This window comes from Paraburkholderia sp. CNPSo 3272 (assembly GCF_024206495.1).
GTDB lineage: Bacteria > Pseudomonadota > Gammaproteobacteria > Burkholderiales > Burkholderiaceae > Paraburkholderia.
Window position 1 is genome coordinate 1 of the sequence record NZ_JAMBPQ010000004.1, and the last position, 26,164, is coordinate 26,164.

23 protein-coding genes and 1 tRNA gene are annotated in these 26,164 nt (G+C 63.9%); 17 read left to right on the plus strand and 7 right to left on the minus strand.

Annotation, left to right across the window (positions count from 1 at the left end; translation table 11 throughout):
- The 3 genes from M3I53_RS06270 to argA all read right to left on the minus strand — a co-directional run.
- The coding region (locus M3I53_RS06270) for a transposase domain-containing protein (protein ID WP_254315388.1) at positions 1 to 165 on the minus strand (165 nt) is incomplete at its 3' end.
- A 162-nt stretch (positions 166 to 327) separates the two neighbouring features.
- Entirely contained in the window at positions 328 to 603 is a 276-nt protein-coding gene (locus M3I53_RS06275) for an oxidative damage protection protein (RefSeq protein ID WP_028204208.1), read from the minus strand.
- Positions 604 to 645: 42 nt separating this feature from the next.
- Positions 646 to 2,037, minus strand: a complete 1,392-nt coding sequence (gene argA / locus M3I53_RS06280; protein ID WP_254315121.1) for an amino-acid N-acetyltransferase — start codon at positions 2,035 to 2,037, stop codon at positions 646 to 648.
- Between the two features lie 23 nt (positions 2,038 to 2,060).
- Here argA and hrpA point away from each other — a divergent pair, with 23 nt between their 5' ends.
- The 4 genes from hrpA to M3I53_RS06300 all read left to right on the plus strand — a co-directional run bounded on the left by hrpA (position 2,061) and on the right by M3I53_RS06300 (position 9,757).
- Positions 2,061 to 6,662, plus strand: a complete 4,602-nt coding sequence (hrpA, locus tag M3I53_RS06285) for an ATP-dependent RNA helicase HrpA (protein ID WP_254315122.1) — start codon at positions 2,061 to 2,063, stop codon at positions 6,660 to 6,662.
- 147 nt (positions 6,663 to 6,809) lie between these two features.
- Positions 6,810 to 7,835, plus strand: a complete 1,026-nt coding sequence (locus M3I53_RS06290; protein WP_254315123.1) for a cytochrome D1 domain-containing protein — start codon at positions 6,810 to 6,812, stop codon at positions 7,833 to 7,835.
- Positions 7,836 to 8,029: 194 nt separating this feature from the next.
- A complete protein-coding gene (locus M3I53_RS06295; protein ID WP_254315124.1) occupies positions 8,030 to 8,863 on the plus strand; it encodes an EI24 domain-containing protein in 834 nt (277 codons plus the stop codon).
- 36 nt (positions 8,864 to 8,899) lie between these two features.
- Entirely contained in the window at positions 8,900 to 9,757 is an 858-nt protein-coding gene (locus tag M3I53_RS06300) for a molybdopterin-binding protein (protein ID WP_254315125.1), read from the plus strand.
- Positions 9,758 to 9,871: 114 nt separating this feature from the next.
- On the opposite strand, the gene M3I53_RS06305 is transcribed toward M3I53_RS06300, so the two are convergent.
- Positions 9,872 to 10,336, minus strand: a complete 465-nt coding sequence (locus M3I53_RS06305) for a rhodanese-like domain-containing protein (protein ID WP_254315126.1) — start codon at positions 10,334 to 10,336, stop codon at positions 9,872 to 9,874.
- Between the two features lie 466 nt (positions 10,337 to 10,802).
- Between M3I53_RS06305 and glnA the strand changes: the two genes are divergently transcribed.
- The 4 genes from glnA (at position 10,803) to M3I53_RS06325 (ending at position 17,453) form a co-directional block, all read left to right on the plus strand.
- On the plus strand, positions 10,803 to 12,218 hold the full coding sequence (gene glnA / locus M3I53_RS06310) for a type I glutamate--ammonia ligase (RefSeq protein WP_042264808.1): 1,416 nt from the start codon (positions 10,803 to 10,805) through the stop codon (positions 12,216 to 12,218).
- A gap of 231 nt (positions 12,219 to 12,449) precedes the next feature.
- Positions 12,450 to 13,592: a nitrogen regulation protein NR(II) gene (glnL, locus tag M3I53_RS06315; protein ID WP_254315127.1), complete on the plus strand. Its 1,143-nt coding sequence runs from the start codon at positions 12,450 to 12,452 to the stop codon at positions 13,590 to 13,592.
- A 66-nt stretch (positions 13,593 to 13,658) separates the two neighbouring features.
- Positions 13,659 to 15,242 (plus strand): nitrogen regulation protein NR(I), encoded by a 1,584-nt coding sequence (gene ntrC, locus M3I53_RS06320; protein ID WP_254315128.1) that lies wholly within the window; start codon positions 13,659 to 13,661, stop codon positions 15,240 to 15,242.
- Between the two features lie 117 nt (positions 15,243 to 15,359).
- Positions 15,360 to 17,453: a prolyl oligopeptidase family protein gene (locus M3I53_RS06325; protein ID WP_254315129.1), complete on the plus strand. Its 2,094-nt coding sequence runs from the start codon at positions 15,360 to 15,362 to the stop codon at positions 17,451 to 17,453.
- A 9-nt stretch (positions 17,454 to 17,462) separates the two neighbouring features.
- Here M3I53_RS06325 and xth read toward each other — a convergent pair whose 3' ends face one another.
- Positions 17,463 to 18,248, minus strand: coding sequence for an exodeoxyribonuclease III (gene xth, locus M3I53_RS06330; RefSeq protein WP_254315130.1), 786 nt, complete (start codon positions 18,246 to 18,248; stop codon positions 17,463 to 17,465).
- A gap of 83 nt (positions 18,249 to 18,331) precedes the next feature.
- Positions 18,332 to 19,060 carry an SDR family oxidoreductase gene (locus M3I53_RS06335; RefSeq protein WP_254315131.1) on the minus strand — a complete coding sequence of 243 codons (729 nt, stop codon included), beginning with the start codon at positions 19,058 to 19,060 and terminating at the stop codon, positions 18,332 to 18,334.
- A 100-nt stretch (positions 19,061 to 19,160) separates the two neighbouring features.
- Here M3I53_RS06335 and M3I53_RS06340 point away from each other — a divergent pair, with 100 nt between their 5' ends.
- Positions 19,161 to 19,781, plus strand: a complete 621-nt coding sequence (locus M3I53_RS06340) for a 2-hydroxychromene-2-carboxylate isomerase (RefSeq protein ID WP_254315132.1) — start codon at positions 19,161 to 19,163, stop codon at positions 19,779 to 19,781.
- A 64-nt stretch (positions 19,782 to 19,845) separates the two neighbouring features.
- On the opposite strand, the gene M3I53_RS06345 is transcribed toward M3I53_RS06340, so the two are convergent.
- Positions 19,846 to 20,847 carry a nitronate monooxygenase family protein gene (locus M3I53_RS06345; RefSeq protein ID WP_254315133.1) on the minus strand — a complete coding sequence of 334 codons (1,002 nt, stop codon included), beginning with the start codon at positions 20,845 to 20,847 and terminating at the stop codon, positions 19,846 to 19,848.
- 187 nt (positions 20,848 to 21,034) lie between these two features.
- Here M3I53_RS06345 and M3I53_RS06350 point away from each other — a divergent pair, with 187 nt between their 5' ends.
- The 8 genes from M3I53_RS06350 (at position 21,035) to M3I53_RS06385 (ending at position 26,161) form a co-directional block, all read left to right on the plus strand.
- Positions 21,035 to 21,577 (plus strand): PadR family transcriptional regulator, encoded by a 543-nt coding sequence (locus M3I53_RS06350; RefSeq protein WP_254315134.1) that lies wholly within the window; start codon positions 21,035 to 21,037, stop codon positions 21,575 to 21,577.
- Positions 21,578 to 21,714: 137 nt separating this feature from the next.
- A tRNA-Met gene (locus M3I53_RS06355) sits at positions 21,715 to 21,791 on the plus strand.
- 183 nt (positions 21,792 to 21,974) lie between these two features.
- Positions 21,975 to 22,427, plus strand: a complete 453-nt coding sequence (locus M3I53_RS06360; protein WP_254315135.1) for a hypothetical protein — start codon at positions 21,975 to 21,977, stop codon at positions 22,425 to 22,427.
- Positions 22,428 to 22,552: 125 nt separating this feature from the next.
- A complete protein-coding gene (locus M3I53_RS06365) occupies positions 22,553 to 22,885 on the plus strand; it encodes a hypothetical protein (protein WP_254315136.1) in 333 nt (110 codons plus the stop codon).
- A gap of 132 nt (positions 22,886 to 23,017) precedes the next feature.
- Positions 23,018 to 23,686: a PAAR domain-containing protein gene (locus M3I53_RS06370; protein ID WP_254315137.1), complete on the plus strand. Its 669-nt coding sequence runs from the start codon at positions 23,018 to 23,020 to the stop codon at positions 23,684 to 23,686.
- A gap of 563 nt (positions 23,687 to 24,249) precedes the next feature.
- Positions 24,250 to 24,789, plus strand: a complete 540-nt coding sequence (locus M3I53_RS06375) for a PAAR domain-containing protein (protein ID WP_254315138.1) — start codon at positions 24,250 to 24,252, stop codon at positions 24,787 to 24,789.
- A 67-nt stretch (positions 24,790 to 24,856) separates the two neighbouring features.
- Positions 24,857 to 25,222: a hypothetical protein gene (locus M3I53_RS06380; RefSeq protein ID WP_254315139.1), complete on the plus strand. Its 366-nt coding sequence runs from the start codon at positions 24,857 to 24,859 to the stop codon at positions 25,220 to 25,222.
- Positions 25,223 to 25,225: 3 nt separating this feature from the next.
- Positions 25,226 to 26,161 carry a 3D domain-containing protein gene (locus tag M3I53_RS06385; protein ID WP_254315140.1) on the plus strand — a complete coding sequence of 312 codons (936 nt, stop codon included), beginning with the start codon at positions 25,226 to 25,228 and terminating at the stop codon, positions 26,159 to 26,161.
- Positions 26,162 to 26,164: the final 3 nt, after the last annotated feature.

The window sequence follows — 26,164 nt, forward strand, 5'->3', positions numbered from 1 at the left end:
CAGCCAAACCACCTGCTCCGCGGGCAAGCGGCGTTGTCGGATACTCGCCCGTCCCGTGTAGGCCACCGCCTGCTCGATCCACTCGTAGGGCAAGTGCTCGCCCAGGCGAGCCCAGTCGGGCGTTTCCTGTTCTTCAGCGAGAAAATGGAGGGCGTCATCAAGCATGGGGACGCAGGTTAACAGCCTCCCTCACCGTTTACAACACCCAAAACGAAAACGCCGTTCAGGTCTTAACTGAACGGCATTAGCGCCGGGGGCGCGGTTTTGCAATGCAATCTGCTGCGTGTATGCGGCTCAGGGACAGATGCCGACGCGCAGCGGAAAGCCTTAACCTTCGGTCGGCGGCACGTAGCCGGAAGCCTGGTCGGCGCCTTCGCCGAAGAAGAACTTCTCGGTCTGCTTCATCAGATACTGGCGCGCGCGAGGATCGGCCATGTTCAGGCGGTTTTCGTTGATGAGCATGGTCTGCTGCTTGAGCCACTGCTGCCATGCCTCTTTCGAGACGTTTTCGTAGATGCGCTTGCCGAGCTCGCCCGGCAGCGGCGGAAAGTCGAGGCCTTCGGCTTCCTTGCCGAGCTTCGCGCATTGGATCATACGGGCCATGCTGTGCTTCTCCTGTAGTCGTATGTGGGGGTGGCGGCGCGCTCAGAGCTGTTTCATCAGCACGAGCGATTTGCGCTGCCAGTTATAGAGGCGGCGGCGGTCTTCGGGCAGGTCGTCCACCGTTGCCTTGACGAAGCCGCGCTTCAGGAACCAGTGTTCGGTGCGCGTGGTGAGCACGAAAATGCGCGTGAGGCCGCGCGCCCGTGCGCGCTGCTCGATACGGCGCAAGAGGCGTTCGCCGTCGCCGGAGCCCTGTGCTTCGGGTGACACCGTGAGGCATGCCATTTCGCCGATGCGCTCCTGCGAATACGCGTAAAGCGCCGCGCAGCCGAACAGCACGCCATCGTGCTCGATCACCGAGAAGTGGTCGATGTCACGCTCGATCTGGTGACGCCCGCGCCGCACGAGCGTGCCGTCGGTTTCGAGCGGCTCGATCAGCGTGAGAATGCCGCCGACGTCGTCGGGCGTGGCTTCGCGCAGGCTCTCAAGATTCTCGTACGAGATCATGGTGCCGACGCCGTCATGCAGGAACAGTTCGAGCAGCACGCTGCCGTCGAGCGCGTAGGGAATGATGTGAGCGCGGCCCACGCCGCCGCGGCAGGCGCGAATGGAGTGCTTCAGGTAGAAGCCCTCGTCGCCGAGCATGGTGCCGCCTTCCTGCAGTTTGTAGGCGTCGTCGAGCGACATTTCGCGGATCAGCTCGCCTTCCTCGTCGATCAGGCCCTGCGTTTCCGTGAGGAAAATGATCTTGTCGGCGCGCAGCGCGATGGCCGCCGCCGAGGCGACGTCTTCCATCGACAGATTGAACGCCTCGCCCGTGGGCGAAAAACCGAGCGGCGATAGCAGCACGAGCTTGCGGCTCGCGAGCGAGTGGCGGATCGAATCGGCGTCGATCTTGCGCACGACGCCCGTATGCTGGAAGTCCACGCCGTCGAGAATGCCGACCGGCCGCGCCGTCACGAAGTTGCCCGACACCACGCTGATGTGCGCGTGCGCCATCGGCGTGTTCGGCAGACCCTGGCTGATCGCGGCCTCGATGTCGAGACGCACTTCACCGGCCGCTTCCTTCGCCGACTCGAGCGCGCGGGCATTCGTGATGCGCATGCCGTGCGAGAACTCGGACTCGACGCCGTGCAGGCTCATCTGCTCCTCGACCTGCGGGCGCGAGCCGTGCACGAGCACGATCTGGATGCCCATGGCCTGCAGTAGCGCGATGTCGGCGACGAGCGCGTTGAGCAGGTTCTGGTGCACGACCTCGCCGCCGAAACCGACGACGAAAGTCTTGCCCTGGAACGCGTGGATGTAGGGCGCGACCGATCGCATCCAGTCGACGAACTGCGCGTGCTGCGCCATGAGCTGCGAGTCGGAATCCGCAGCGGCGGCGGAGGCCGGCGCGCTGGCGGTGGCGGGGACGAGGTCGGTTTGGGAATTCATGCCCGGGATTATAATGCGCCCCCATGTCGAATGTACCCAAAAGACCTGCCTCGGCGCAGGGCAGCAACACCCCGGCCGGGAAGGAAACGGCACAGGACGGCGCGAAAGCGAAAGGCGCGTCGCAGAAGTATGGCGACGGGCAAAAGCTCGCGTCGACGGACAAGCTTGCCGCGCTGATGGGCGGCGGCGCGCTGGGCGGCGCGCGCGTGCAGGACAAGCGTGCGGAGCAGACGCAACCACAGACGCCACAGCAGACGCCGCCGCGCGCGGATCGGCGTCCGCATCAACGCGCGGATCAGGGCCCTGAGCAGGGAAGCGAAACCAAGCCTGCGCCGCAGCCTCCGTCACAGTCTCCAGCGCGAGGTGCACCGCGTAACGAGCGCGGCGACGCGCAGCCGGCCAAGCCGCGCGAGGAGCGCGACGATCGACGCCCGGCGCAGCGAAACGCGCCGCGAGACGGCTCCAACGAATCGCGCGAGGCGCGCGCCGAGGCTCGGCGCAATCAACCGCCGCGCGTACAGCAGCTGCCGAAGCAAGCGAAAGCGCAGAGCCAGCCGAATCCCCAGCGACCCGCAAAGCCGAAATCAGAACACGCGCCGCGCCCCGGCAATGAAGGCGAACGTGAACGTGATCGCGCGCCGCGCGCCGAACGCCAGGAACGTCCGCCGCGTGCACCACGCACGAACGTCGAGCCGAACAAGGTGCCGCCGGTCACGTTCCCCGAAGCGTTGCCCGTCTCCGGCCGACGTGAGGAAATCGCGCGTGCGATCGCACAGAATCAGGTCGTGATCGTGAGCGGCGAAACGGGCTCGGGCAAGACCACGCAGTTGCCGAAGATCGCGCTCGCACTGGGCCGCGGCCTCGGCGCGGGCGGTACGGGTTTGATCGGCCATACGCAGCCGCGCCGGATCGCGGCTTCGGCCACGGCGCGGCGCATCGCCGACGAACTCAATACGCCGTTCGGCGAAGTGGTCGGCTACAAGGTGCGCTTCACCGACAATCTCTCGCCGGGCGCTTCGGTCAAGCTCATGACCGACGGCATTCTGCTCGCGGAAACGCAAACCGATCCGCTGCTCAATGCCTACGACACGATCATCATCGACGAGGCGCACGAGCGCAGTCTGAACATCGACTTCCTGCTCGGCTATCTGAAGGAAATTCTGCCGCGCCGGCCCGACCTCAAGCTGATCGTGACTTCGGCGACCATCGACGCAGATCGCTTCGCGCGCCACTTCGGCAGCGAGGAAAAGCCCGCGCCGGTGATCGAGGTGAGCGGCCGGCTGTATCCCGTCGAGGTGCGCTACCGCCCGGTGCAGGAAGACAGCCCGGCGGTGAAGAACGCGCAGGGCACGACAGGCCGCGAAAAGAGCGGCAAGTCGCAACGCGACACCGATCGCGACCTGATGGAAGCGATCGTCGATGCCGTCGACGAACTCTGCCGTGAAGGCTCGGGCGACGTGCTCGTGTTCCTGCCCGGCGAGCGCGAGATTCGCGACGCCGCGGAAGCGCTACGCAAGCATCATCCGCCGCACACGGAAATCCTGCCGCTGTTCGCGCGGCTTTCCGCGCAGGAGCAGGAGCGCGTATTCAAGCCGTCGAACGCGCGCCGCATCGTGCTCGCGACCAATGTGGCGGAAACGTCGCTCACGGTGCCGGGCATCCGCTACGTGGTCGATACGGGCCTCGCGCGCGTGAAGCGCTATTCGTATCGCAACAAGGTCGAGCAGTTGCAGATCGAGTCGATTGCGCAGGCGGCGGCGAACCAGCGCGCGGGCCGTTGCGGGCGGGTCGCGGACGGCATCTGCATCCGGCTGTACGAGGAAGCGGATTTCATCGCGCGGCCGCGCTTCTCCGATCCGGAGATCCTGCGTTCGTCGCTCGCCGCCGTGATTCTGCGCATGAAGTCGCTGCATCTCACGGCGATCGAGACGTTTCCGTTTATCGAGCCGCCGCCGGGCCGCGCGATTGCCGACGGCTATCAACTGCTCAACGAACTCGGCGCCGTGGACGAGGACAACGCGCTCACGCCGCTAGGCCGCGAACTCGCGCGGCTGCCGCTCGATCCGCGCGTGGGCCGCATGATTCTCGGCGCACGCGACGAGCAGGCGCTGCGCGAAGTGCTCATCATCGCGAGCGCGCTTTCGGTGCAGGATCCGCGCGACCGGCCGATCGAGGCGCAGGAGCAGGCGGACCAGGCGCATCGCCGTTTTGCCGACGAGCGCTCCGAGTTTCTCCAGTGGCTCAAGATCTGGGCCTGGTTCGAAGAGGCCGTCGCGCACAAGAAGTCCAACCGGCAACTGCTCGATGCGTGCCGCGCGAATTTTCTTTCGCACTTGCGTCTGCGCGAATGGCGCGACGTGCATTCGCAATTGCTGACGGTGGTGCGCGAGCATGGCTGGCGCATCAACGAAGCCGACGCGACCTACGAGCAGATCCATCACGCGCTGCTCACGGGCCTGCTCGGCAATATCGGCCTGAAGGCCGACGACGAGCCGCATTACCTCGGCGCGCGCGGCATCAAGTTCCACTTGTGGCCGGGCTCGGCGCTCGTGAAGAAGGCGGGCCGCTGGGTCGTGGCCGCCGAACTCGTCGAGACGAGCCGCCTCTACGCGCGCTGCATCGCGAAGATCGAGCCCGAGTGGCTGGAGAAGGTCGGCGCGCATTTGCTGAAGACGTCGCTCTCGGAGCCGCATTGGGAAAAACGCGCGGCGCAGGTGAGCGCGTTCGAGCGTGGGGTGCTGTATGGCCTGCCGGTGTATCAACGCAGGCGCGTGGCGTTCGGCAAGCAGGACCCGGCGCGCGCCCGCGAACTCTTCATTCGCGGCGCGCTCGTGGAGGGCGAGTTCGACACGAAGCTCGCCTTCTTCGCGCACAACCGCAAGCTGCTCGCCGATATCGAGCAACTGGAACACAAGTCGCGCCGCCAGGACGTGCTGGTCGACGATGAGCTGATTTACGGCTTCTATGATCAGGCGATTCCGGAAGCCATTTACTCGGGCGCGTCGTTCGAGCGCTGGTATCGCGACGAGGTGAGGAAGGGCGGCCAGCCCGAGGACAAGCTGCGTCTCCTGTACCTCTCTCGCGACGACCTGATGCGCCACGAAGCAGCGGGCGTGACGACCGAGCTGTTCCCGAAGCGCATGACGATGTCGGGCGTGGCGATGGCGCTCACGTATCACTTCGAGCCGGGCTCGCCGCGCGACGGCGTGACGCTCGCGGTGCCGCTCTACGCGCTCAACCAGGTCGATGCGCGCCGCTGCGAATGGCTCGTGCCGGGCATGCTCAAGGAGAAGGCGCAGCTGCTCCTGAAATCGCTGCCGCAGAAGTTGCGCCGCCACTGCGTGCCGCTGCCCGAATACGCGGCCGGTTTCGCGGAGCGCGTGGGCGGCGAGCGTTTCGGTGCGGGCGGCCTGCTCGAAGCGCTGATCGCCGACGTGCGCGAGCAAAAGCAGATCGCCCTGAAGTCCGCCGACTTCAAGCTGGAGACGCTGCCCGCGCACCTCTTCATGAACTTCAAGGTGATCGACGAGCACGGTCGCCAGCTCGCGATGGGCCGCAACCTCGCGCAACTGCGCGCCGAACTCGGCGCGCAGGCGCAGCAGCAATTCCAGAAGCTCGCAAGCGCGACGGCGCTCGCCGCGCTGGAAACGCACGCGCAGGGCGGTGAGGCACCGCAGAACGCTCAGATCGAGCGCGATGCGACCGGCAACGTGCCGCAGAAGAGCAACGTGCCGCACACACCCGCGTCGGGCGACGCCGCGCCTGCCACGGCGCTCTATGAAAACCTCACGACGTGGAATTTCGGCAAGCTGCCCGAGCTGCTGGAAATCCGCCGCGGCGGACAGACGCTGTTCGGCTATCCGGCGCTCGTCGATCGCGGCACGCACTGCGACGTCGAAGTGTTCGATTCGCCGGAGGAGGCCGCGCGCATCCATCGCCAGGGGTTGCGCCGCCTCTACGCGCTGCAGCTGCGCGAGCCGATCCGCTACCTGGAGAAGAACCTGCCGGGTCTGCGCGAGATGGCGATGCAGTTCATGGCGCGCGCCACGCAGGAGGAACTGCGCGACCAGCTGGTCGAACTCGCGCTCGATCGCGCCTGCCTGCAAGACCCGCTGCCCGACGACGACGCGAGCTTCCACGCGCGCAAGGACGAAGGCCGCGGACGTCTCTCGCTGCTCGCGCAGGAAATCGCGCGTCTGGTGGGGCAGATTCTCGCGGAATACGCATCGTTGGCGAAGAAGCTGGTGCAGGCCAGGGCCTTCGGCGCACCGGCCGCGGACATGCAGGCGCAGGTCGACGCGCTCATCAGCAAGCGCTTCATTCTGGAGACCCCCTATGCGCAGCTCGTGCATTTCCCGCGCTACCTGAAGGGCGTCGCGCTGCGCATCGACAAGCTGCGCGCCGACCCCGCACGAGACGCGCGCCAGGCCGCCGAATTCCAGCCGCTCGTGCAGCAGTATCAGCGCGCGCTCTCGCAGCGCGGCGGCGTGTTCGATCCGCGTCTTTCGGAGTTCCGCTGGCTGCTCGAAGAACTGCGCATCTCGCTCTTCGCGCAGGAATTGCGCACGCCGATGCCGGTCTCGGTCAAGCGCCTCCACAAGGTATGGGAGTCGATGCAGCGATAAGGCGCATTGCGGGCCATAACAGTTCTTCAATATTGCTCGAAAAAAGGGGCGCTTAATTGCGCCCCTCGCATATTTCAAGGGCTCTCCGTCAACCTTGGGTGCGGGTAGACGATCTACAATCACGAATCTGCCCGGGAACAATTCTTCATGCCGAACAACAACGCTTTTAGCCGCGTCGCCGCCAAGGCCGCAGCTTTCGCCCTCGCTTGCGCAGCGACAGTCGCCACCTTCGCCTCCACGGCCGCCTACGCGAACAACATCATCGTCCTGAATTCGGGCGAAGCCACGTTGAGCCTCATCGACGACAAGACGCACGAAGTCGTCGGCACCGTGCCCACGGGCAAGGAACCGCACCACCTCTTTCCCACGCCGGACAACGCCTCGCTGATCGTCGCGAACTCCGTGTCGAACAACCTCCTGTTCGTCGATCCGAAGACCGGCAAGGCGCAGCGCTGGGTCGAAAACGTCGAAGACCCGTACCAGCTCGGCTTCTCGCCCGACCGCAAGTGGTTCGTGACCACGGGCCTGCGCCTCGACCGCCTCGACATCTACAATTACGCGGGCGGCAGCAACATCACGCTCGCCAAACGCCTGCCGCTCTCGGCCATGCCGAGCCACCTGGCGTTCACGAACGACAGCCGCACCGTGTTCGTTTCGCTGCAGGTGTCGGGCGAAATCGCCGCGGTCGATCTGCCGACGCAGAAGGTGCTCTGGAAGATGAAGGTCGGTGCCGCGCCGGCAGGCCTGTGGTTCACGCCTGGCGACAAGTACCTGCTGGTCGGCATGACGGGCGCCGACTACGTTGCGGTGGTGGACTGGCGCAACCAGAAAATCGTCAAGACGATCCAGGTGGGCAAGGCCGCGCACAACTTCCGCTCGCTCGTGGACGGCCGCCACGTGCTGGTGTCGAGCCGCGTGGCGAACGTCATCAGCATCATCGACGAGGACACACTCGAAAAGACCGGCGAAATCAGCGGCCTGATGCCCGGCCCCGACGACATGGAGCTGACCGCCGACAAGCGCTACCTGTGGGTGACGTTCCGTTTCGCGAAGCACATCGGCCTCATCGACATGCAAACCCGCAAGCTCATCAAGACGATCGCCGTGGGCCGCTCGCCGCATGGCATCTACTTCTACGATCGCGCGCCCGTCACGGCGCCGAACGGGGCCTAAAGGACACCGCAGGACAGCACGGGACACTGAAGGACCCCGGATCGTGGGAGGGCACGTGGGACGTGGCGGCGTCCTTGCCCGTCCTCGCACCGTCTTACCCGCCGTGCGCGCGGTGGTTTATGCTGTCGGCTTGGCCGTACCGATTTCGCCGACACCGTGTCCTCTACCTGTCCTTTTCGCCGTATTCCGCTCGCATGAATGACCTGTTGCGCTCGTTCGGACGCGCGCTCGCGAGCGTGTTCCATCCCGCCATGCTGCTGCTCACCTTCGTGCCATTTCTCGTGGCGGCGGCGGCGTGGGGCGCCGTGCTCTATGTGTTCTGGCAGCCGCTGCTCGACCTCATGCGCGGCGCGCTCGCGAACTGGTCCTCCACGGCCTACCTCTATCATCTGTTCGACGCGCTCGGCTTCGGCTGGCTGCGTGCGACGCTCGCGCCGTTTCTCGTCATCGTCCTGACGATTCCGCTCATCGTGATCTCGGTGCTGCTGCTGATCGTCGCCATTTCGATGCCGCGCGTGATCCGCCATCTGTCGAAGCGCCAGTACGGGACGCTCGAGATCCGGCATGGCGGCAGTTGGTACGGCAGCCTGTTCTATTCGCTCGTCACGACGCTCGTCTGCCTGATCGTGATGATCGTGACGCTGCCGCTGTGGCTCATTCCGCCGTTCTTCGCGCTGATTCCGCCGCTGTTGTGGGGCTGGCTCACGTATCGGGTGATGACGTACGATGCGCTCGCGCTGCACGCAACCGTCGAGGAGCGCCGCGCGCTCGTGCGCAGCCACCGGCTGCCGCTGCTCGTGATCGGCGTAGTGAGCGGACTGCTCGGCTCCCTGCCCACGGCGATCTGGGCCGTGTCCGCGTGGCTGCTGCTGTTCTTTCCGGTGCTGGCGGCGGTGACCATCTGGATCTATGCGTTCATTCTGGTGTTCACGGCGCTCTGGTTCGGGCACTACTGCCTGCGCGCGCTGCAGCGCATGCGCGCGCACGAAGTGCAGCAAGCGTCCGGTGACGTGACGATCGTGCACTAACCGCTTAATCATCGAGACAATTCAAAGAGGCGTCCCATGGCATTTGGCGTCATCATCATCGGCGACGAGATTCTCTCGGGGCGCCGCTCCGACAAGCATCTGCCGAAGGTCATCGAACTGCTTGGCGCGCGCGGCCTCTCGCTCGAGTGGGCCCAGTACGTGGGCGACGATCCCGAGCGCATCACCGAGACGCTGCGGCGCTCGTTCGCTTCGGGCGACATCGTGTTCTCGACGGGCGGCATCGGCGCGACGCCGGACGACCACACGCGCCAGTGTGCGGCTGCGGCGCTGGGCGTGCCGCTCGCGTTGCATCCTGACGCCGAGGCGGCGATCCGCGAGCGCATCCGCGACATGCACGCGGGCGACGATCCCGTGAATTACCAGTCGCCCGAGAATCTGCACCGCTTCCAGATGGGCACGTTCCCGCAGGGCTGCGAGATCATCCCGAACGGCTACAACAAGATTCCGGGTTTTTCGATTCGCGATCATCACTTCGTGCCCGGTTTCCCCGTGATGGCGTGGCCGATGATCGAGTGGGTGCTCGACACGAAGTACGCGCACCTGCATCACCAGACGCCGCACGCCGAGAAGTCGCTGCTCGTGTTCGAGCTGCCGGAGTCGACGCTCACGCCGCTCATGGAGAGCATCGAGCGTGATTTTGCGGGCGTGCGGGTGTTCAGCCTGCCGAGCGTGGGCGATGCGGAGCGGGGCGGCATTTATGCGCGCCGGCACATCGATCTGGGCGTGAAGGGCGAGCCCGAGGCCGTGGCGGCCGCCTTCGTGAAGCTGCGCGAAGGCGTGCACGAACTGGGCGGCGATGTGGTCGAGCCGGCGCCGCCGGGCGAGGATACGCCCGATCGCAAGCGCCGCAGCGGGTCGCGCGCCGGTTTTTGATTCAGCGCGCGAAGGTGCGCCGCGTGCGGCCGTAGGGCAGGCGGCGCATCATCTGCATGTCACACGGGGCGCTCAGAGTGGCCCGTTGGGTTGGAGCGGGGCGGTTTCTGGGTGTCAGGCGCCGATCCACGGCAGGCCGCGGAAGCACCAGCCGGTAACGGTCTTGCGATGCCCCTGGCCGTCCTTGTCGCCTTCGAAGCCTTCGAGCAGGTCATAGGCCTTCGTGAAGCCGGCCTTGGCGGCCTCGATGGCGGCGAGCTTGGAGCGCGCGGCGCTGCGGCAAAGGAACAGCACTGGCGCGTCGGCTTCCACGGCGCTCTTGAGCTGGCTGAGGAACTCGGCATTGGGCACGCCGCCCGGATAGCGGGTCCATTCGACGTGCGAATACTGGCCGTCGCCCACGACGGGACGGCCGACCCAGTCGAGTTCAGCGCGCGTGCGCACGTCGACGAGGCGCGCACGCGGGTCGAGCTGCAGAAGCTCGAATGCCTCTGCGGGCGACACCGCGCCCGCGTAGGGCAGCTGGCTCTCGACGCGGCGTTTCTCGGCCTGGGCGTACAACTGTTCGAGCGTACTCATGACAACGGATCTCCTGTTTCGCGTGGGACCAAAAAACCATTCTAGCGCGCGGGGACGGAGCGGGTTGGACGGCCCGGGCCAAGGCAACACCGTAACTGCGCGAAGCTTGGCCGGTCGAAAGCGCGCGATGCATTGAAATGGTGCATTCCCGGTGGTTTGCACCATAATGAAGAGAGATTCGCGCGCCAAATTCGGGAGTGCACGAATTTAGTGCCGATGAGCCGCCGTGCCGGCGGCTCGACACAAGCGCTGCGCACGATTTTTGACTCCAAGTGCGTGTCGCGAAAGGGATTTGCGCCACGTTGGCGCATGCATGGCATGGAAGCTGCTTTATATGTCTCGATCGATTTCGCAGCCGGCCAGCCAGGGTCAGCAGGACAGGCCCGGGAAGGAGGCGGCCGGCGGGGATCAACAAGATTGGGACGGCGGCAGCGTTCGCCGAAATCGTTAATCAGGAGAATAGGTTATGAGTAAATCCGTGGCCGACGTCATGCAACTCGTCAAGGACGAAGACGTCAAGTTTGTCGACTTCCGCTTCACGGACACGCGCGGCAAGGAGCAGCACGTTTCGGTTCCGCTGTCGGCATTCGACGAAGACAAGTTCGAGTCGGGTCATGCGTTTGACGGTTCGTCGATTGCCGGCTGGAAGGGCATCGAAGCCTCGGACATGCTGCTCGTGCCGGACCCGAACACGGCCTTCATCGACCCGTTCTACGAAGAATCGACGCTCGTGCTGACCTGCGACGTAGTCGAACCGGCCGACGGCAAGGGCTACGAGCGCGACCCGCGCTCGCTCGCCAAGCGCGCTGAAGCGTACCTGAAGAGCACGGGCCTCGGCGACACCGCCTTCTTCGGTCCGGAGCCGGAATTCTTCATTTTCGATTCGGTCCAGTGGAACACGGATCAGTCGGGCTGCTTCGTGAAGATCGGCTCGGATGAAGCACCGTGGTCGTCGGGCCGCGAAATCGAAGGCGGCAACACGGGCCACCGTCCGGGCACGAAGGGCGGCTACTTCCCGGTCGCACCGGTCGACACGTTCCAGGACATCCGCTCGGAGATGTGTCTGCTGCTCGAGCAGATCGGCATTCCGGTCGAAGTGCACCACCACGAAGTGGCGGGCCAGGGCCAGAACGAAATCGGCACGAAGTTCTCGACGCTGGTTCAGCGCGCGGACTGGACGCAGCAACTGAAGTACATCGTCCACAACGTCGCGCACACGTACGGCAAGACGGCGACGTTCATGCCGAAGCCGGTCGTCGGCGACAACGGTTCGGGCATGCACGTTCACCAGTCGATCTGGAAGGACGGCCAGAACCTGTTCGCGGGTAACGGCTACGCTGGTCTGTCGGAATTCGCGCTGTTCTACATCGGCGGCATTATCAAGCACGCTCGCGCGCTGAACGCCATCACGAACCCGGGTACGAACTCGTACAAGCGTCTCGTGCCGCACTTCGAAGCGCCGGTCAAGCTCGCTTACTCGGCACGCAACCGTTCGGCATCGATCCGTATTCCGCACGTGTCGAATCCGAAGGGCCGCCGTATCGAAACGCGCTTCCCGGATCCGCTCGCCAACCCGTACCTGTGCTTCTCGGCACTGATGATGGCAGGTCTGGACGGCGTGCAGAACAAGATCCACCCGGGCGAAGCCGCCGACAAGAACCTGTACGACCTGCCGCCGGAAGAGGATGCAAAGATCCCGACCGTCTGCGCCGGCCTCGACCAGGCTCTCGAAGCGCTCGACAAGGATCGCGAGTTCCTGACGCGCGGTGGTGTGTTCACCGACGGCATGATCGACGCGTACCTGGCGCTGAAGGAAAGCGAACTGCAACGCGTGCGTATGACCACGCACCCGGTCGAGTTCGAACTGTACTACTCGCTGTAATTGGCGATGGCGCTTCGCTGCATGCTACACAGCGAAGCGCCGGTTCAGTTTCTTCGACTCGCAGGACGCGTGCGCGTTGGGTCTCCAAGGGACGGCGGTGCCGTCCCTTTTTCGTTGGGACGCCTTGTCGCTTGTCGACGAGACGTCTTGACCCGCTAGTTGACCAGCGTATTGACCAGAATTAACGACCAGGACCGTTGCTGGCGCGCCGTATGGCGGCCGGCCTGAAACATGGTGCTCAAGAATCTGATCAAGGCAAGAAAGGGCCACGCCGAACCGCTCTCCGACGACGCGCCGCTCGTCGAGTCGGGCCTGCTGCCCGGCTTCGAGGCGCTGCCCACGGTCGTGCTCGTGCTCGACAAGCGCACATTGCGCGTTGCTTTCGCGAATCCTTCGGCGGAGGCGATGCTCGATCTCTCGCGCCGTCAACTCGCACAGATGGCGTGGTCCGATCTCTTCTCGAATGCGGACGAACTGCTCTCGACGATCGCGTCGATCGCCGAGCATCGCTTTCACGCGACGCGGCTCGACGCTTCGCTGGAACGCCCCGGACGCGAACCGCTGAATGTGCACGTGGTCGTGGGCTTTCTCGAAAGCACGCCCGATTACGTGTTGCTCGAACTCTTCGAGAACGAGCGGCATTTGCGCAGCGACCGCGAGGAGCGCATTCACGACCTCACGGCCGTGAACAAGCATCTGATCCGCAATCTCGCGCACGAGATCAAGAATCCGCTCGGCGGTATTCGCGGCGCGGCACAGCTGCTCGAATTCGAACTCGGCGCGCTGGAGCGCGACGAGCTGCGCGAGTACACGCAGGTGATCATCAAGGAGTCGGACCGCCTGCAGACGCTCGTCGACCGTCTGCTGGAGCCGCATCGGCATCCGCATATCGTCGGCGACGTGAATATTCACGAAGTCTGCGAGCGCGTGCGCGCCGTGATCCTCGCGGAATTCCCGCGCGGCCTCACCATCGAGCGCGACTACGACGTGAGCGTGCCCGACCTGCGTGGCGACAAGGAGCAGTTGATCCAGGCACTGCTGAACATCGTGCGCAACGCGGCGCAGGCGCTGCGCGAACGCATTTCGCAGGGCGACGCGCGCATTGAATTGCGCACGCGCATCGCGCGCAAGATCACGATTTCCAAACGCTTGTGCAAGCTGGCACTGGACTTGCATATCACTGACAACGGACCCGGCATTCCCGATGACATTCGCGACCGCATCTTCTATCCGCTTGTCTCCGGACGCGAGGATGGCAGCGGTCTCGGCCTGACGCTCGCGCAGACGTTCGTCCAGCAGCACGACGGACTGATCGAAGTGGATAGCCGGCCGGGCCACACCGAGTTTCAGATATTGCTGCCGCTCGATAGTTGAATCGATAGCCAGACCTGAATTTAGATTTACCGATACCGCACGCCACCAGGACTTCTGACCGATCTTATGAAGCCGATCTGGATAGTAGACGACGACCAATCGATACGCTGGGTGCTCGAAAAGGCCCTTGCCCGCGAGAACTTAGCTACTCGCAGCTTTTCGAACGTGCGCGAAGCCGCGAGCGCACTCGATCACGACAGCCCGCAGGTGCTCGTCTCCGACATCCGCATGCCGGGCGGCTCGGGTCTCGAGCTGCTGCAAACCGTGCGTGAGCGCGTGCCGGGCTTGCCCGTCATCATCATGACGGCGTTCTCCGACCTCGACAGCGCGGTCGCCGCGTTTCAGGGCGGCGCGTTCGAGTATCTCGCCAAGCCGTTCGACGTCGACAAGGCCGTCGAGCTGATTCGCCGCGCCGTGGACGAAAGCATGCGCGGCGAGCAGCAGTGGGACGAGCGTCCCGCCGAAGCGCCCGAGATGCTCGGCCAGGCGCCGGCCATGCAGGACATGTTCCGCGCCATCGGGCGGCTTTCGCATTCGGCGGCGACCGTGCTCATCACGGGCGAGTCTGGCACCGGAAAGGAGCTTGTCGCGCGCGCCTTGCACCGACATAGCCCACGCGCGAACGGTCCGTTCATCGCGCTGAACACCGCGGCGATTCCGAAGGATCTTCTGGAATCCGAACTGTTCGGCCATGAGCGCGGTGCGTTCACGGGCGCACAGGCCATGCGCCAGGGCCGCTTCGAGCAGGCCGAGAACGGCACGCTGTTCCTCGACGAAATCGGCGACATGCCGTTCGACCTGCAAACGCGCCTCTTGCGTGTGCTCTCCGATGGACAGTTCTACCGCGTGGGCGGGCACAACCCGCTGCGTGCGAACGTGCGCGTAATCGCCGCGACGCACCAGAACCTCGAAACGCGCGTGCGTCAGGGGCTGTTCCGCGAGGACCTGTATCACCGGCTCAACGTAATTCGTTTGCGTTTGCCTGCGCTGCGCGAACGCAGCGAGGATATTCCGCTGCTCACGCGCCACTTCCTCCAGAAAAGCGCGCGCGAGCTGGGTGTCGAGCCCAAGCGCGTGTCGGACGAGGCGCTCGCGTGGATGTCGTCGCTGCCGTTTCCGGGCAATGTGCGTCAGCTCGAGAATCTCGCGAACTGGCTCACCGTAATGGCGCCCGCGCAGACCGTCGAGATCAAGGATCTGCCGCCCGACCTCGTGCCTGTGCACGGCTCGGCGGGGGCGGCGGTGCATCTCGCCGATGCTGCGGCTGCGTCCGAAGCGGGCGCGGCGGCCAATGGCGCGGGCGGGATATCACCGGTTGCGGGCGCCGTGGCGGGCGTGGGCTTGCCCGGCGCGATCGGCGGCATCCCGGGCGGTGTGGTGTTCGGCACGCCCGCGTTCGGCGCGTCCAACGGCGCCGCTGCCGCGATCTCGACGCTGAGCGTGTGGGAGAGCGGTCTGCGCACGGAGGTCGCGCGCCTGCTGCGCGAAAACAGCGCCGACGTCATGGACGAACTCTCGCGCCGCTTCGAAGCCGCCGTGATCCGCGAGGCGCTCGACTTCACGCGCGGGCGCAAGGTCGAGGCGGCCGAGCGTCTTGGCATCGGCCGCAACACCATCACGCGCAAGATCCAGGAGCTCAATCTGGAATGAGCGCGGACTAGCATGGGACACCGGGCCGGCCTCGCGCCACGCGAGCCGGCCCGGCGCGCAGTGCATCGGCGCCCACACAGGGCATAATCGACGCTGTTTTCCTGTCGACGACCGATCATGCCCGTGACTTCTCCCTGGCCCACCGAGGCCGATCCGTTCCTTTCGCTCGAATCGCTCGACGACCCCGCCGTCATGGACTGGGTCGAAACGCAGAACGCGCGCACACGCGCCGCGTGGCAGGGTGGTGCGCGCTTCGAGGCGCTCGAAACGCGCCTCGCGCAGGCCTACTTGCCGCGCGAGCGGCCCGTGATCCCGAGCCGCTGGCAGGAGTGGGCCTACGATCTCTGGGAGGACGAGGACAATCCCAAGGGCCTGTGGCGCCGCGCGCTCTGGGCCGACTGGCGCGCCCACAAGCCCCAGTGGCAAACGCTCATCGACTTCGACGCGCTCGGTGCGAAAGAGGGCAGGCCATGGGTGTGCGCGGGCATCGACATTCTCTATCCGGACGGCGACCGCGCGCTGATCCAGCTTTCCGATGGCGGCTCCGACGCGGTCATCGTGCGTGAATTCGACATCGTGAAGCGCGAATTCCTCGACGATGGTTTCGCCATCGCGAAGGAAGGCAAGCACATCATCTCGTGGATCGATCGCGATACCGTGTACCTGGGATGGGACGCGGGCGGCAAGAGCGGCAAGAAGATGCTCACACGCTCGGGCTACCCGCGCGAGGTGCGCCGCTGGACGCGCGGCACCGCGCTCGCCGACGCGCCCGTGGTGTTCAGCGGCGAGTTCGACGACATCAGTGTGGAAGGCGACTACGATCCGGTCGAGAAGCGCCACGACGTGGTGCGCAGCGTCGACTTCTTCGATTCATACACCTATCGTCTGGATAAGCGCGGTGACTGGCAGGTGTACGACGTGCCCACGCATGTTTCGGTGGGCGCCTGGCACGGCTGGTTGCTACTCGAGCCGCGCCTCGACTGGACCGTCTCCGGTGTGACGTACAAGGGCGGTGCGTTGCTCGTGATCCGCGAAGACGACTTCCTCGCGGGCGAGCGCGCGTTCACGACGCTCTTCACGCCCACGCCGGTGACGTCGGCATGCGACTGGACCAATACGCAAAACGTCTTGATCGTCTCCTGGCTCGACGATGTCGAGAGCCGCACGATGCTCTGGCAGCCGCACCAGGAAGATAGCGCGTGGCGCTGGGAGTCGCGCGTGTTCCCTGCGCGTGCGAGTTCGCAGGTGGATGTCTCGCCCATCGAAGATACACTCAACGACGAGGTATTCGTCGACGTCGACGATTACCTGCTGCCGCCCGAATACTGGCTCGCCGATCTCGCGCAAACTGATCTCCAGCAGTGGGAATTGCTCGACCGCTGGCCCACGCAGTTCGATTCCGGGCCGCTCACGGTCATCCGCTCGCACGCGTGCTCGGCGGATGGCACGAGCGTACCGTTCACCGTAGTTGGCCCGAAGGCCGTGCTCGAAGGCGAGTCACGCAAGGCGTCGCCGTGCCTGCTGACAGGCTACGGCGGCTTCGCAATCGCGCTCACGCCGCAGTATCTCGTGGGCTCCGGCATCGGCTGGCTGGAGCAGGGCGGCGTGGTGGCGATCGCGCACATCCGCGGCGGCGGCGAGTACGGCACCGCCTGGCACGTCGAGGCCCAGCGCGAGCGTCGCCAGCGCTCGTTCGACGACTTCATCGCGGTGGCCGAACAGTTGATCGCCGATGGCTATACGAGCGCCGCGCAACTGGGCATCAAGGGCGGCAGCAACGGCGGGCTGCTCGTGGGCGCGTGCATGGTGCAGCGCCCTGAGCTGTTCGGCGCCGTGGTGTGCGAGGTGCCGCTGCTCGACATGCAGCGCTACCCGCTGCTGCATGCGGGTGCGTCATGGATCGACGAATATGGCGATCCTGAGGATGCCGAAGAATCACGCGCGCTGGCTGGCTATTCGCCTTACCACCATGTGAAGCCCGGCGTCGTGTATCCGCCGTCGCTGTTCACGACTTCGACGAGCGACGACCGCGTGCATCCCTCGCACGCGCGCAAGATGGTCGCGCGCATGGAGCAGCAGGGGCACGCGAATGTCTGGTATCTGGAGAACACCGAAGGCGGTCACGGCCCCGGCAGCGATTCGCTCGAGCGCGCGGAGTACGACGCGCTCGTTTATCGCTTTCTGTGGACCACGCTCGCGGGAAACTGGTAAGGCGCGCGTTCAGCCCGCCAGATCGAGCGTGGCGATCACTGGCGTGTGATCGGATGGCTGTTCCCATTTGCGCGGCACCTTGTCCACTTCGCACGCGGTGAGGTGCCCGGCAAGCGCGGGCGAGAGCAGGATATGGTCGATGCGCAAGCCCGCGTTGCGGCGAAACGCGAACATGCGATAGTCCCACCATGTGAAGAGCTTTTCGGGCTGCTCGAACTGGCGGAACGCATCGACGAAACCCAGTTCGAGCAGCCGGCGAAACTGCGCGCGCTCTTCGGGCGAGACGAGGTTCTGGCCTTCCCATGCCTTCGGATCGTGCACGTCGCGGTCTTCGGGCGCGATGTTGTAATCGCCGAGCAGCGCGAGCTTCGGATAGCGCTGCATCTCCTGCGCGAGCCAGTCGTGCATGGCGTCGAGCCATTGCAGCTTGTACGCGAACTTTTCGGTGCCGGGCGCCTGGCCGTTGGGGAAATACGCGCTCACCAGGCGCACGTTTCCGATGGTCGTGGCAATCACGCGCTGCTGCGGATCTTCGAAGCCCGGAATGTTGCGCACGACCGTGGCCTCGTCGACGAACAGGCCTTCGCGCACGAGGATGCCCACGCCGTTATAGGTCTTCTGGCCCGCGAACCAGCTGCGATAGCCGTGCGCCTCGAGTTCGGCACGCGGGAACTTGTCGTCGGTGAGCTTGAGCTCCTGGAGGCAGAGCACGTCGGTCTTGCTCTCGTTGAGCCAGTCGATGACGTGCTGCAGACGGACCTTGAGGGAGTTGACGTTCCACGTTGCGATTTTCATGTGAGGCTCGATAGGGTGACGGTGTGCTTTTGTTGCACTTCGGCGCCATTATCGCCTGCTTCGCAAAGCGGGCAACAGTTGCCTCACCATTGCTCCAGCCACGGCCGCAGATCGAGTTCGTGCGTCCATGCATCGCGCGGCTGCTGGTGCAGTGTCCAGTAGGCGTCGGCGATGTGCTCGGGGTTCAGGATGCCGTCGCGTTCCTTGAGCTTGTAGCGCTCGGGAAAATTCTCGCGGATGAACTCGGTGTCGATCGCGCCATCGACAATGATCTGCCCGACGTGAATCCCCTGCGGCCCGAGTTCGCGCGCCATCGACTGGGCAAGGGCGCGCAGCGCGTGCTTCGCGCCCGCGAATGCCGCAAAGCCCTCGCGCCCGCGCAGGCTCGCGGTCGCGCCCGTGAAGAAGATCGAACCGCGCTCGCGCGGCAGCATGACTTTCGCGGCTTCGCGGCCCATCAGAAACCCGGCGAAGCAGGCCATTTCCCAGACCTTGTGATAGACGCGCGCCGTGGTTTCGGTAATGCCGAAGCGCACGTTCGCGCCGATATTGAAGATCGCCACCTCGATGGGTGCGATGCGCGTTTCGATGTCCGCGAAGAGCGCGATCATGTCCTCTTCCCTGCGCGCGTCCGAGCCGAAAGCGTGCGCTTCGCCGCCCTCGGCTTCGATCTGCGCGACGAGCGGCGCGAGCTTGTCGGCGTTGCGGCGCGTCACGCACGCAATGTAGCCTTCGCGTGCGAAGCGGCGCGCGATGGCGCCTCCGGTGGCATCGCCTGCGCCGATTACGAGTACGGCTTTCTTTTGCGTCATGATGTTTGTCTCACTGTCGATTACAGCGGCCCGGTTTCAGGTATCTTAGGACGTCGGCGCGTCCGGGCAAAGGTGCGCGTATTTATATAGGGGAGACACGATGGGTGACATCAAGGTGCAGTTTCTGTTTGACTTCGGTAGTCCTAACGCTTACTTGTGCCACAAGGTGATCGGCGGCATCGAAGCGCGCCAGCAGGTGCGTTTCGAGTATGTGCCGATCCTGCTTGGCGGCCTTTTCAAACTGAGCGGCAATCGCTCGCCGGCCGAGGCCTTCGCGGACATCGAAAACAAGCGCAAGTTCATGATGCTCGAGATGAGGCGCTTCATCGAGCGGCATGGGCTGAGCGCTTATCGGCCCAATCCGCACTTTCCGGTGAACACATTGCATATCATGCGCGGCGCAGTTGCGGCGCAGCGCTTCGGTACGTACGAGCGCTACGTGGACCGCATGTTCGTGCACATGTGGGAAGAGGGCCTCAAGATGGACGACCGCGCCGTGATTCGCGCGGCGCTCGAGGCCGATGGCCTCGACGCCACGGCATTCGAAACGGCAATTCAGGACGCCGATGTGAAAGCCACGCTGCTTGCGAACACGCAATCGGCGTTCGAGCGCGGCGCGTTCGGTTCGCCGACGTTCTTCGTCGGCGAGGAAATGTACTTTGGCAAGGATCAGTTGCGCGATGTCGAAGAGGAAATCGCGCGCGTGAAATCGCACGCGTAAAAGGCGGCGCTTCATTACGAGGCGAGGCGGACGCGGCATGATCGCTTCCGCCTCGCGCCGCGCATCAAAGCGCGGCTTGTTCCACCGTTTGTTCCTCGGCTTGCGGCGCGCTGAACACGCCCAGACGCACGCGCGCCGCCTCGTATTCGCGCTTCAGACGCGCGATGAGTTCAGCTGCCGGCAACACGCTCTTCACCGCGCCGATGCCCTGGCCCGAGCCCCAGATGTCCTTCCACGGCTTCACGCGCGTCGAGCCGAAATTCATCGCCGACGGGTCCGACTGCGGCAGCGCCTCCGGATCGAGTCCGCTTGCCACGATGCTCTGGCGCAAATAGTTGCCGTGCACGCCCGTGAAGAGATTCGAGTACACGATATCGCCCGCGCCGCCTTCGACGATCATTTGCTTGTAGGCGTCGACGGCATTCGCTTCATGCGTGGCGATGAACGCCGAGCCGATATAGGCGAGATCGGCGCCCGCCGCCTGCGCCGCGAGAATCGCGTTGCCGTTGCCGATCGCGCCCGAAAGCAGCAGGGGGCCGTCGAACCATTCGCGAATTTCGTGGATGAGGGCGAACGGCGAGAGCGTGCCGGCGTGGCCGCCTGCACCGGCAGCCACGGCGATCAGGCCGTCCGCGCCTTTCTCGATGGCCTTCTTCGCGAACGTGTTGTTGATGACGTCGTGCAGCACGATGCCGCCCCATGCGTGGATCGCGTGGTTGACTTCTTCGCGCGCGCCGAGCGACGTGATGACGATCGGCACCTTGTATTGGGCGCACACGCCGAGATCGTGCTCGAGGCGGTCGTTCGACTTGTGCACGATCTGGTTGACGGCGAAGGGCGCCGCCGGCGCGTGCGGATGCGTCGCGTTGTACTCGGCGAGTTCGGTGGTGATACGGTCGAGCCATTCGCCGAGCACGTGCTCCGGCCGCGCATTGAGCGCGGGGAACGAGCCGACGACGCCCGCCTTGCACTGGGCGATCACGAGATCGGGATTCGAAATGATGAACAGGGGCGAGCCGACGACGGGAATCGACAGGCCGCGGCGCAGCACGGCGGGCAGGGACATCCATATCTCCTTGACTGGGGCGGCGGCCGGGTGCGGCTGCCGTCGCGTGATTCGATGCGCCGGCGTGCGAGCCGGCTGGCAAGCTCAAACATAGCAAAGCCGTCGAATCTATGCAACCAGTTGCATAGTGGGAAAATTCGGTCCGCAACAGATTGGGCGTTGGTGGGACGTGGTTTAGAATCGCCGCATGTCGACGCCGCATGCCATCCTCATCGCCTTGCTGGAAAAGCCTTCGTCGGGCTACGACCTCGCGCGCCGGTTCGACCGCGCGATTGGCTACTTCTGGCACGCCACCCATCAGCAGATCTATCGCGAGTTGGGCCGCATGGTCGAGGCGGGGTGGGTGTCGGTCATCGAGGACGAGACGGCCGCCGCGTCGCGCAAGAAGGTCTATTGCGTGTTGCCTGTGGGGCGAGATGAAGTGGCGCGCTGGGTGCGTGAGACCGCGCTCGACCTCGATTCGCGCAACGTGTTCCTGCTCAAGCTGCGCGCCGATGCCGTGATCGGGCCGCTCGGCCTCGCCGAGGAACTCGCGCGGCTCATCGAAGCAAATCGCGCGCGTCTCGCGACCTATCGGGAGATCGAGCAGCGCGATTTCGGCGCGGCATCGCTCACGCGCGGGCAGCGGTTGCAGTACGCGATCCTCAAGGCGGGCATTCATACGCAGGAGATGTGGCTTGCCTGGGCGGAAGAGGTGCGCACGCTGGTGGAACCCGTGCAGGCGCAGTGAAATTTGCCAGGTTGTCCGAAGTAATTCGGGTGTTGCGATTGCCTGCCGACGGTGTCCGAACCCGCGTTGTTTCAGTCATGTGAAGAAGACCCTTGACGGACAAGCGCGTGCACCCTATAATTCTTTTCTCTGACGGACGCGGGGTGGAGCAGTCTGGCAGCTCGTCGGGCTCATAACCCGAAGGTCGTAGGTTCAAATCCTACCCCCGCAACCAAACGTCTTAAGTAGCAACGCTTACAGCCGGTTTTGTGTGTCTCCCAGAATCGCCCTGTATTGCCCGTAAGAAATTCTCAGGACAATCGCCGTGCAGCCTAGGCGAATTTGCCTGAAAAAAGAAACCCGCCTTGAGCGGGTTTTTTGTTGTTCGCTTGATCTATGCCCCCCGATGCAGTACTCCATGAGCGCAATCGTGTTCGACGGTGTCCGCACCGATGCGGACTATCTTGCGTGGCTCCGCGCTCACCCCCACGGGTACATACTTAATCGCTACGGCGCCGGATTGGCTACCGGCTATCACCGCATACCCGCCTTTTTTCCACCGTCGCCATTCCGTCGTTTCAAGCAGATAGACGAATGCGCCGCAGACATTGCCTACGCCGATTGCCGCGTGTACTTCGTCGCCCGTCCACAGACCGACAAACGCTTGCCACATGGCCGCCGCTCATCTGCACCGTGCGAATCAGGCAAGCGCAAATGCGCTCTTGGCTATGGCCCAATAGGTTTCGCGCTTCGCCTGCTGGTCCATCGCCGGGGCGTTGATAACGCTCGTGGTTCGCGCAAAGTCGCCCTTGTCTGCGGCTTCGCTGCAGCCATGCGCCGACCAGAAGCAAGCCGCCGACCGCGCGGCTAGCGTGTCATCGGTTGCGAGCAATCGGGATTCGCTACCAAGTCCACGCCGAGCGCGCGTCCGCAATCGCGGTAGTTGTCTTTGGGCTTTGTCGTTTCTGGCCGTACCTCCCCCTGGAAAAGCTCGCCATGCGCGACCTATACGCCAGTCACGCCGCCGCCTTGCGCGACGCGCTGCGCCACGCCGTAGAGCGCGGCGGTATGTCTTCGCTAGGCGTGCTTCATCAAGGCGTACCGTCACCGTCCACGCTCACGGGCACCGATGCCACGGCACAGGCCGCGCGCGTGCGTCGCCAGCTCGATCGGCTCGCGCCGCTACCGCGCGCGTTGCTTGTCATTGCCTACGCGCCGCGCTCGCTCAAGTGCTCTTGCGGAGCGCGGTGCTGCGCGGGCAGTTATCCCAATCCAGAATGGAAAGACGCCAAATATTGCGAGGTTTATCTGCCTCGCATGGGTGTTTAACCATTGTTCAGACTTGTCCCATTGTATTAGGGGGCAAATGCGTACTACCGTCGTAGAGGTTGCGAACGAAACCCAATTTCTGGCTTCGTCGCTTTCGCGCGGCCACCGCGCTTTTTCTTGGGAGCACTGTAAATGTCGGATCAGCAGGAACGCAAAGGCACCAAATATGAATTTGCAACAGTCGGCGCGCGCACCGAGCGCGGCGGGTGCGTTACGAGCGGTTCGGGAATCCGCATCGGGGGGCTTCCGCTCGCTTGCGTTGATGACATTGTGACGTACAGCGACGGAAGCGAAGCAGTCATTGCGGACGGCGCAGGCAATGCGTCGGTCATATGCGGCAAACCCGCCGCGCTTGTCGGAAGCCGACTCAGCAACGGCGACCGGATTATTTCGACCGTATGGACGGGGCGCGGAATCTTCGTGGAAGAAGGCAAAGCCATTGAAGGTCTGTTCGATCCTGAATGGGTGCCCGCGCCCCGCGAGCCATCGGCCCGCTTCGCGGTAGCCGGGGCAACGACAAAACGCGGCGGCGTTCTCAAGCAGGCTACCGGCACATACGAGGTTCGCGACGTGCAGCAACGCGCGGGGCGCATCGGCGATTTCATCGAGTACGCCGACGGCACCCGCGCACGCATCATTACCGGAATCGGAGTGCCTGGCAAACCCGATTACGCCTTCGCGGTCGTTGGTAGCCTGCTGGATAACGGCGACGTGATAAACGATAGCCCGCATCGCGACGTGCGCACGCCCAACATATTTGTCCCTCTGAACGAACACGGCGTCGAATTGTCGCGCCAGTAACGAACAAGGGGAATAGCCATGATGCGACGGGTAGCGGTTGTAGGAGACCAACTCAGTACAGGCGGGCAAATCGACCATTACGAAGCCCCGCTTTGCGCGTGGGGCGACGGCGGCCACCAGGTCGCATTAATCGGCGGCTCTGCGTATTGCGAGGCATGCAAAAGCACGGGCGTTATTGCGAAATCTGGAGGCCCGCGCCGAATCAACTTTATGGGTGAAACCGCAGCGGACGGCGATATCGTCCTATGCAACTGCGCAACGCCACCCCGAATCATTGCGAAGCTTGCGGGCGAATCATGGTGCGATGACGAAGACTATAGCGCCGTTGCACGCGCAACGAGTGGGCCGCAATCCTTCGCCGGTCAGAACGCGACATACGATGAGCAATACACGCTAACTGATTCAGGAGGTCGCCCGCTTGCGGGTGTCCGCTACCGCGTTCGATACAACGAATCAGCCGTTTTGAGCGGTGTCACTGACGCGAGCGGGAAGACAAGGCGCATCCCTACCGACGGTATGAAGCGCCTTTGTCTCGATGTCGCGCACGGAGCAAAGGGGCAACGATGACGACGTACTATGCAATCGTGGACGGCGATCCAATCTCCAGCGGCGGGAATGTTCACGTCCTTGAACGTGACGAGTGGATCGAAGGCCCGGATGGTAGGGAACGGGCCGTCGCCTATCTGGGCGATCAGGCTTACTGCGAGGCTTGCAAAACTTGGGGCGTTCTCGTGCCTCATGCGGGAATTGCGCGCTATCTGCGCACCGATCATCACAAGCGCGGCGCACAGGCGGTAAGCGGCGACGGGGTTATTTGCAAGTGTGAACCGATGCCCGTGGTTATGGCGGTCTACGGTCGTTCCGAAAGCATGGACGATATAGGGGATTCGGCGCGGCTCTTGAAGGCCCAAACGCCATCGCGCGATATCTACGACGAACGTTTCACGCTCACCGATCGCGAAGGAAATCCGTTGCGCAATGTTCGCTATCGCGTCCGTACCGGTTCGAACGTGTTAGCAAGCGGCGTAACTGATTCGGGCGGCCGTACGCAACGGATAGTAACGAATGGAAGCCAGGCGTTAAGGCTCGAAGTGGAGCATTGAACAGGAGAGAAGCATAGCGCTACACGGCGAGCGCGCAACGTGCGGAAACTGCAAAGGTTCGTGGCCAATGGTCGGCACCGGCTACGGCATGAGCGATGATGGAACGCAGGTAGTAATCCAGGGTGATCGCGTGCTATGCCCGTGCGGCAAGAATCGTGTTATCGCGGGCGAAGGTGTTGGGTGTTTCGTCCACGTCGCTTCGGACACTGAAAGCGTAGGAGCGACACAATCACCCGGCGACGTAGCGCAAGACACACTCTACGACGAGCAATTCACCTTGCTCGAAGAAGCGCGCCGCCCGCTTGCGGATATGCGTTACAGAATCATCGTTGATGGCGAACGGGTAATAACGGGAACCACGAACGCAAGCGGCCACACTGAGCGAGTGGTTACGCGCAGCGCATCAAGCCTCAAACTTCAATCGGAGAAATAGGAATTGCCGGATAACACAAACTATGTAACGGTCCACGATACCGCCTGCACAAACACAAACCCCGATTCATGCGTTGTCGTTCAGATTGCTGCAAATCTGTTGTCGTGGGAGATTCCCGATAACAAGTACGGCGATAAATTGCCTATGATTCCATCTGCGTCGCGCGTACAACACGGGAAGATTCTCTACCATGTCCCAATCAAAGCGACGGTAAAAAGCCGTGGCGGCGCTCCACTGTCCGGCCGTAGCCTCACAGTCAAAAGTAACCGCAGTAACGATACCGTGCGGGTATCGGGTCCGACTGATTCGAGCGGTTGCGCACTGGTCGTTCTTGAATCGCGCGAACCCGGAGACGTGACGCTAACGGTGACGGATGGCGATATCACGGCGGTTCCGCTGCGTGTTACGTTGAAAGAAGCATGGTACGAATCCGGTTTCCATATCACCCATTACATTATTGCAGACGAACACGACGCGCGCGGTCCGATGGTTCAAGCGCCCGGCGTGTGTGGTAGTCATCGCCAAGATTTTCTTTACGGCGCTGGCGGCGTACCAATGCAGGGAACTGGCGAAACACTAGACGGCCGTTTTGTTCGTTACGATGGCGGTGGCGGCGGTTGGCATAACAATGCGCATGGGCACCCGGATATCTTGAACAATCCCGCACAGGCGCGTTTGAGCGAAACTGACGCCGCACATGGCCGCTTTGGTGATGTTGTTGCGAATCGTTCGATAGCTGTTGATCCTACTGTTATTCCGGGGCGGTCACGGGTGTATATTGCCTCCAGCGATGGTGGTCGAGTTGTTGGCGAACGATCGGCCGACGACACGGGCGGCGGTATTCGCGGCGCACATATTGACCACTTTAGCGGTCCCGGTAGCGCCGCTTCGCGCACGTGGCAAGCGTCCGGGGGGCGACTTGCAAAATGCGCGGGTTAAATT

Bases quoted from the DNA above. Each gene is read 5' to 3' on its own strand.
- M3I53_RS06275 (WP_028204208.1), bottom strand. From the start codon at position 603: ATGGCCCGTATGATCCAATGCGCGAAGCTCGGCAAGGAAGCCGAAGGC.
- argA (WP_254315121.1), bottom strand. From the start codon at position 2,037: ATGAATTCCCAAACCGACCTCGTCCCCGCCACCGCCAGCGCGCCGGCC.
- hrpA (WP_254315122.1), top strand. From the start codon at position 2,061: ATGTCGAATGTACCCAAAAGACCTGCCTCGGCGCAGGGCAGCAACACC.
- M3I53_RS06290 (WP_254315123.1), top strand. From the start codon at position 6,810: ATGCCGAACAACAACGCTTTTAGCCGCGTCGCCGCCAAGGCCGCAGCT.
- M3I53_RS06295 (WP_254315124.1), top strand. From the start codon at position 8,030: ATGAATGACCTGTTGCGCTCGTTCGGACGCGCGCTCGCGAGCGTGTTC.
- M3I53_RS06300 (WP_254315125.1), top strand. From the start codon at position 8,900: ATGGCATTTGGCGTCATCATCATCGGCGACGAGATTCTCTCGGGGCGC.
- M3I53_RS06305 (WP_254315126.1), bottom strand. From the start codon at position 10,336: ATGAGTACGCTCGAACAGTTGTACGCCCAGGCCGAGAAACGCCGCGTC.
- glnA (WP_042264808.1), top strand. From the start codon at position 10,803: ATGAGTAAATCCGTGGCCGACGTCATGCAACTCGTCAAGGACGAAGAC.
- glnL (WP_254315127.1), top strand. From the start codon at position 12,450: ATGGTGCTCAAGAATCTGATCAAGGCAAGAAAGGGCCACGCCGAACCG.
- ntrC (WP_254315128.1), top strand. From the start codon at position 13,659: ATGAAGCCGATCTGGATAGTAGACGACGACCAATCGATACGCTGGGTG.
- M3I53_RS06325 (WP_254315129.1), top strand. From the start codon at position 15,360: ATGCCCGTGACTTCTCCCTGGCCCACCGAGGCCGATCCGTTCCTTTCG.
- xth (WP_254315130.1), bottom strand. From the start codon at position 18,248: ATGAAAATCGCAACGTGGAACGTCAACTCCCTCAAGGTCCGTCTGCAG.
- M3I53_RS06335 (WP_254315131.1), bottom strand. From the start codon at position 19,060: ATGACGCAAAAGAAAGCCGTACTCGTAATCGGCGCAGGCGATGCCACC.
- M3I53_RS06340 (WP_254315132.1), top strand. From the start codon at position 19,161: ATGGGTGACATCAAGGTGCAGTTTCTGTTTGACTTCGGTAGTCCTAAC.
- M3I53_RS06345 (WP_254315133.1), bottom strand. From the start codon at position 20,847: ATGTCCCTGCCCGCCGTGCTGCGCCGCGGCCTGTCGATTCCCGTCGTC.
- M3I53_RS06350 (WP_254315134.1), top strand. From the start codon at position 21,035: ATGTCGACGCCGCATGCCATCCTCATCGCCTTGCTGGAAAAGCCTTCG.
- M3I53_RS06360 (WP_254315135.1), top strand. From the start codon at position 21,975: ATGAGCGCAATCGTGTTCGACGGTGTCCGCACCGATGCGGACTATCTT.
- M3I53_RS06365 (WP_254315136.1), top strand. From the start codon at position 22,553: ATGCGCGACCTATACGCCAGTCACGCCGCCGCCTTGCGCGACGCGCTG.
- M3I53_RS06370 (WP_254315137.1), top strand. From the start codon at position 23,018: ATGTCGGATCAGCAGGAACGCAAAGGCACCAAATATGAATTTGCAACA.
- M3I53_RS06375 (WP_254315138.1), top strand. From the start codon at position 24,250: ATGACGACGTACTATGCAATCGTGGACGGCGATCCAATCTCCAGCGGC.
- M3I53_RS06380 (WP_254315139.1), top strand. From the start codon at position 24,857: ATGGTCGGCACCGGCTACGGCATGAGCGATGATGGAACGCAGGTAGTA.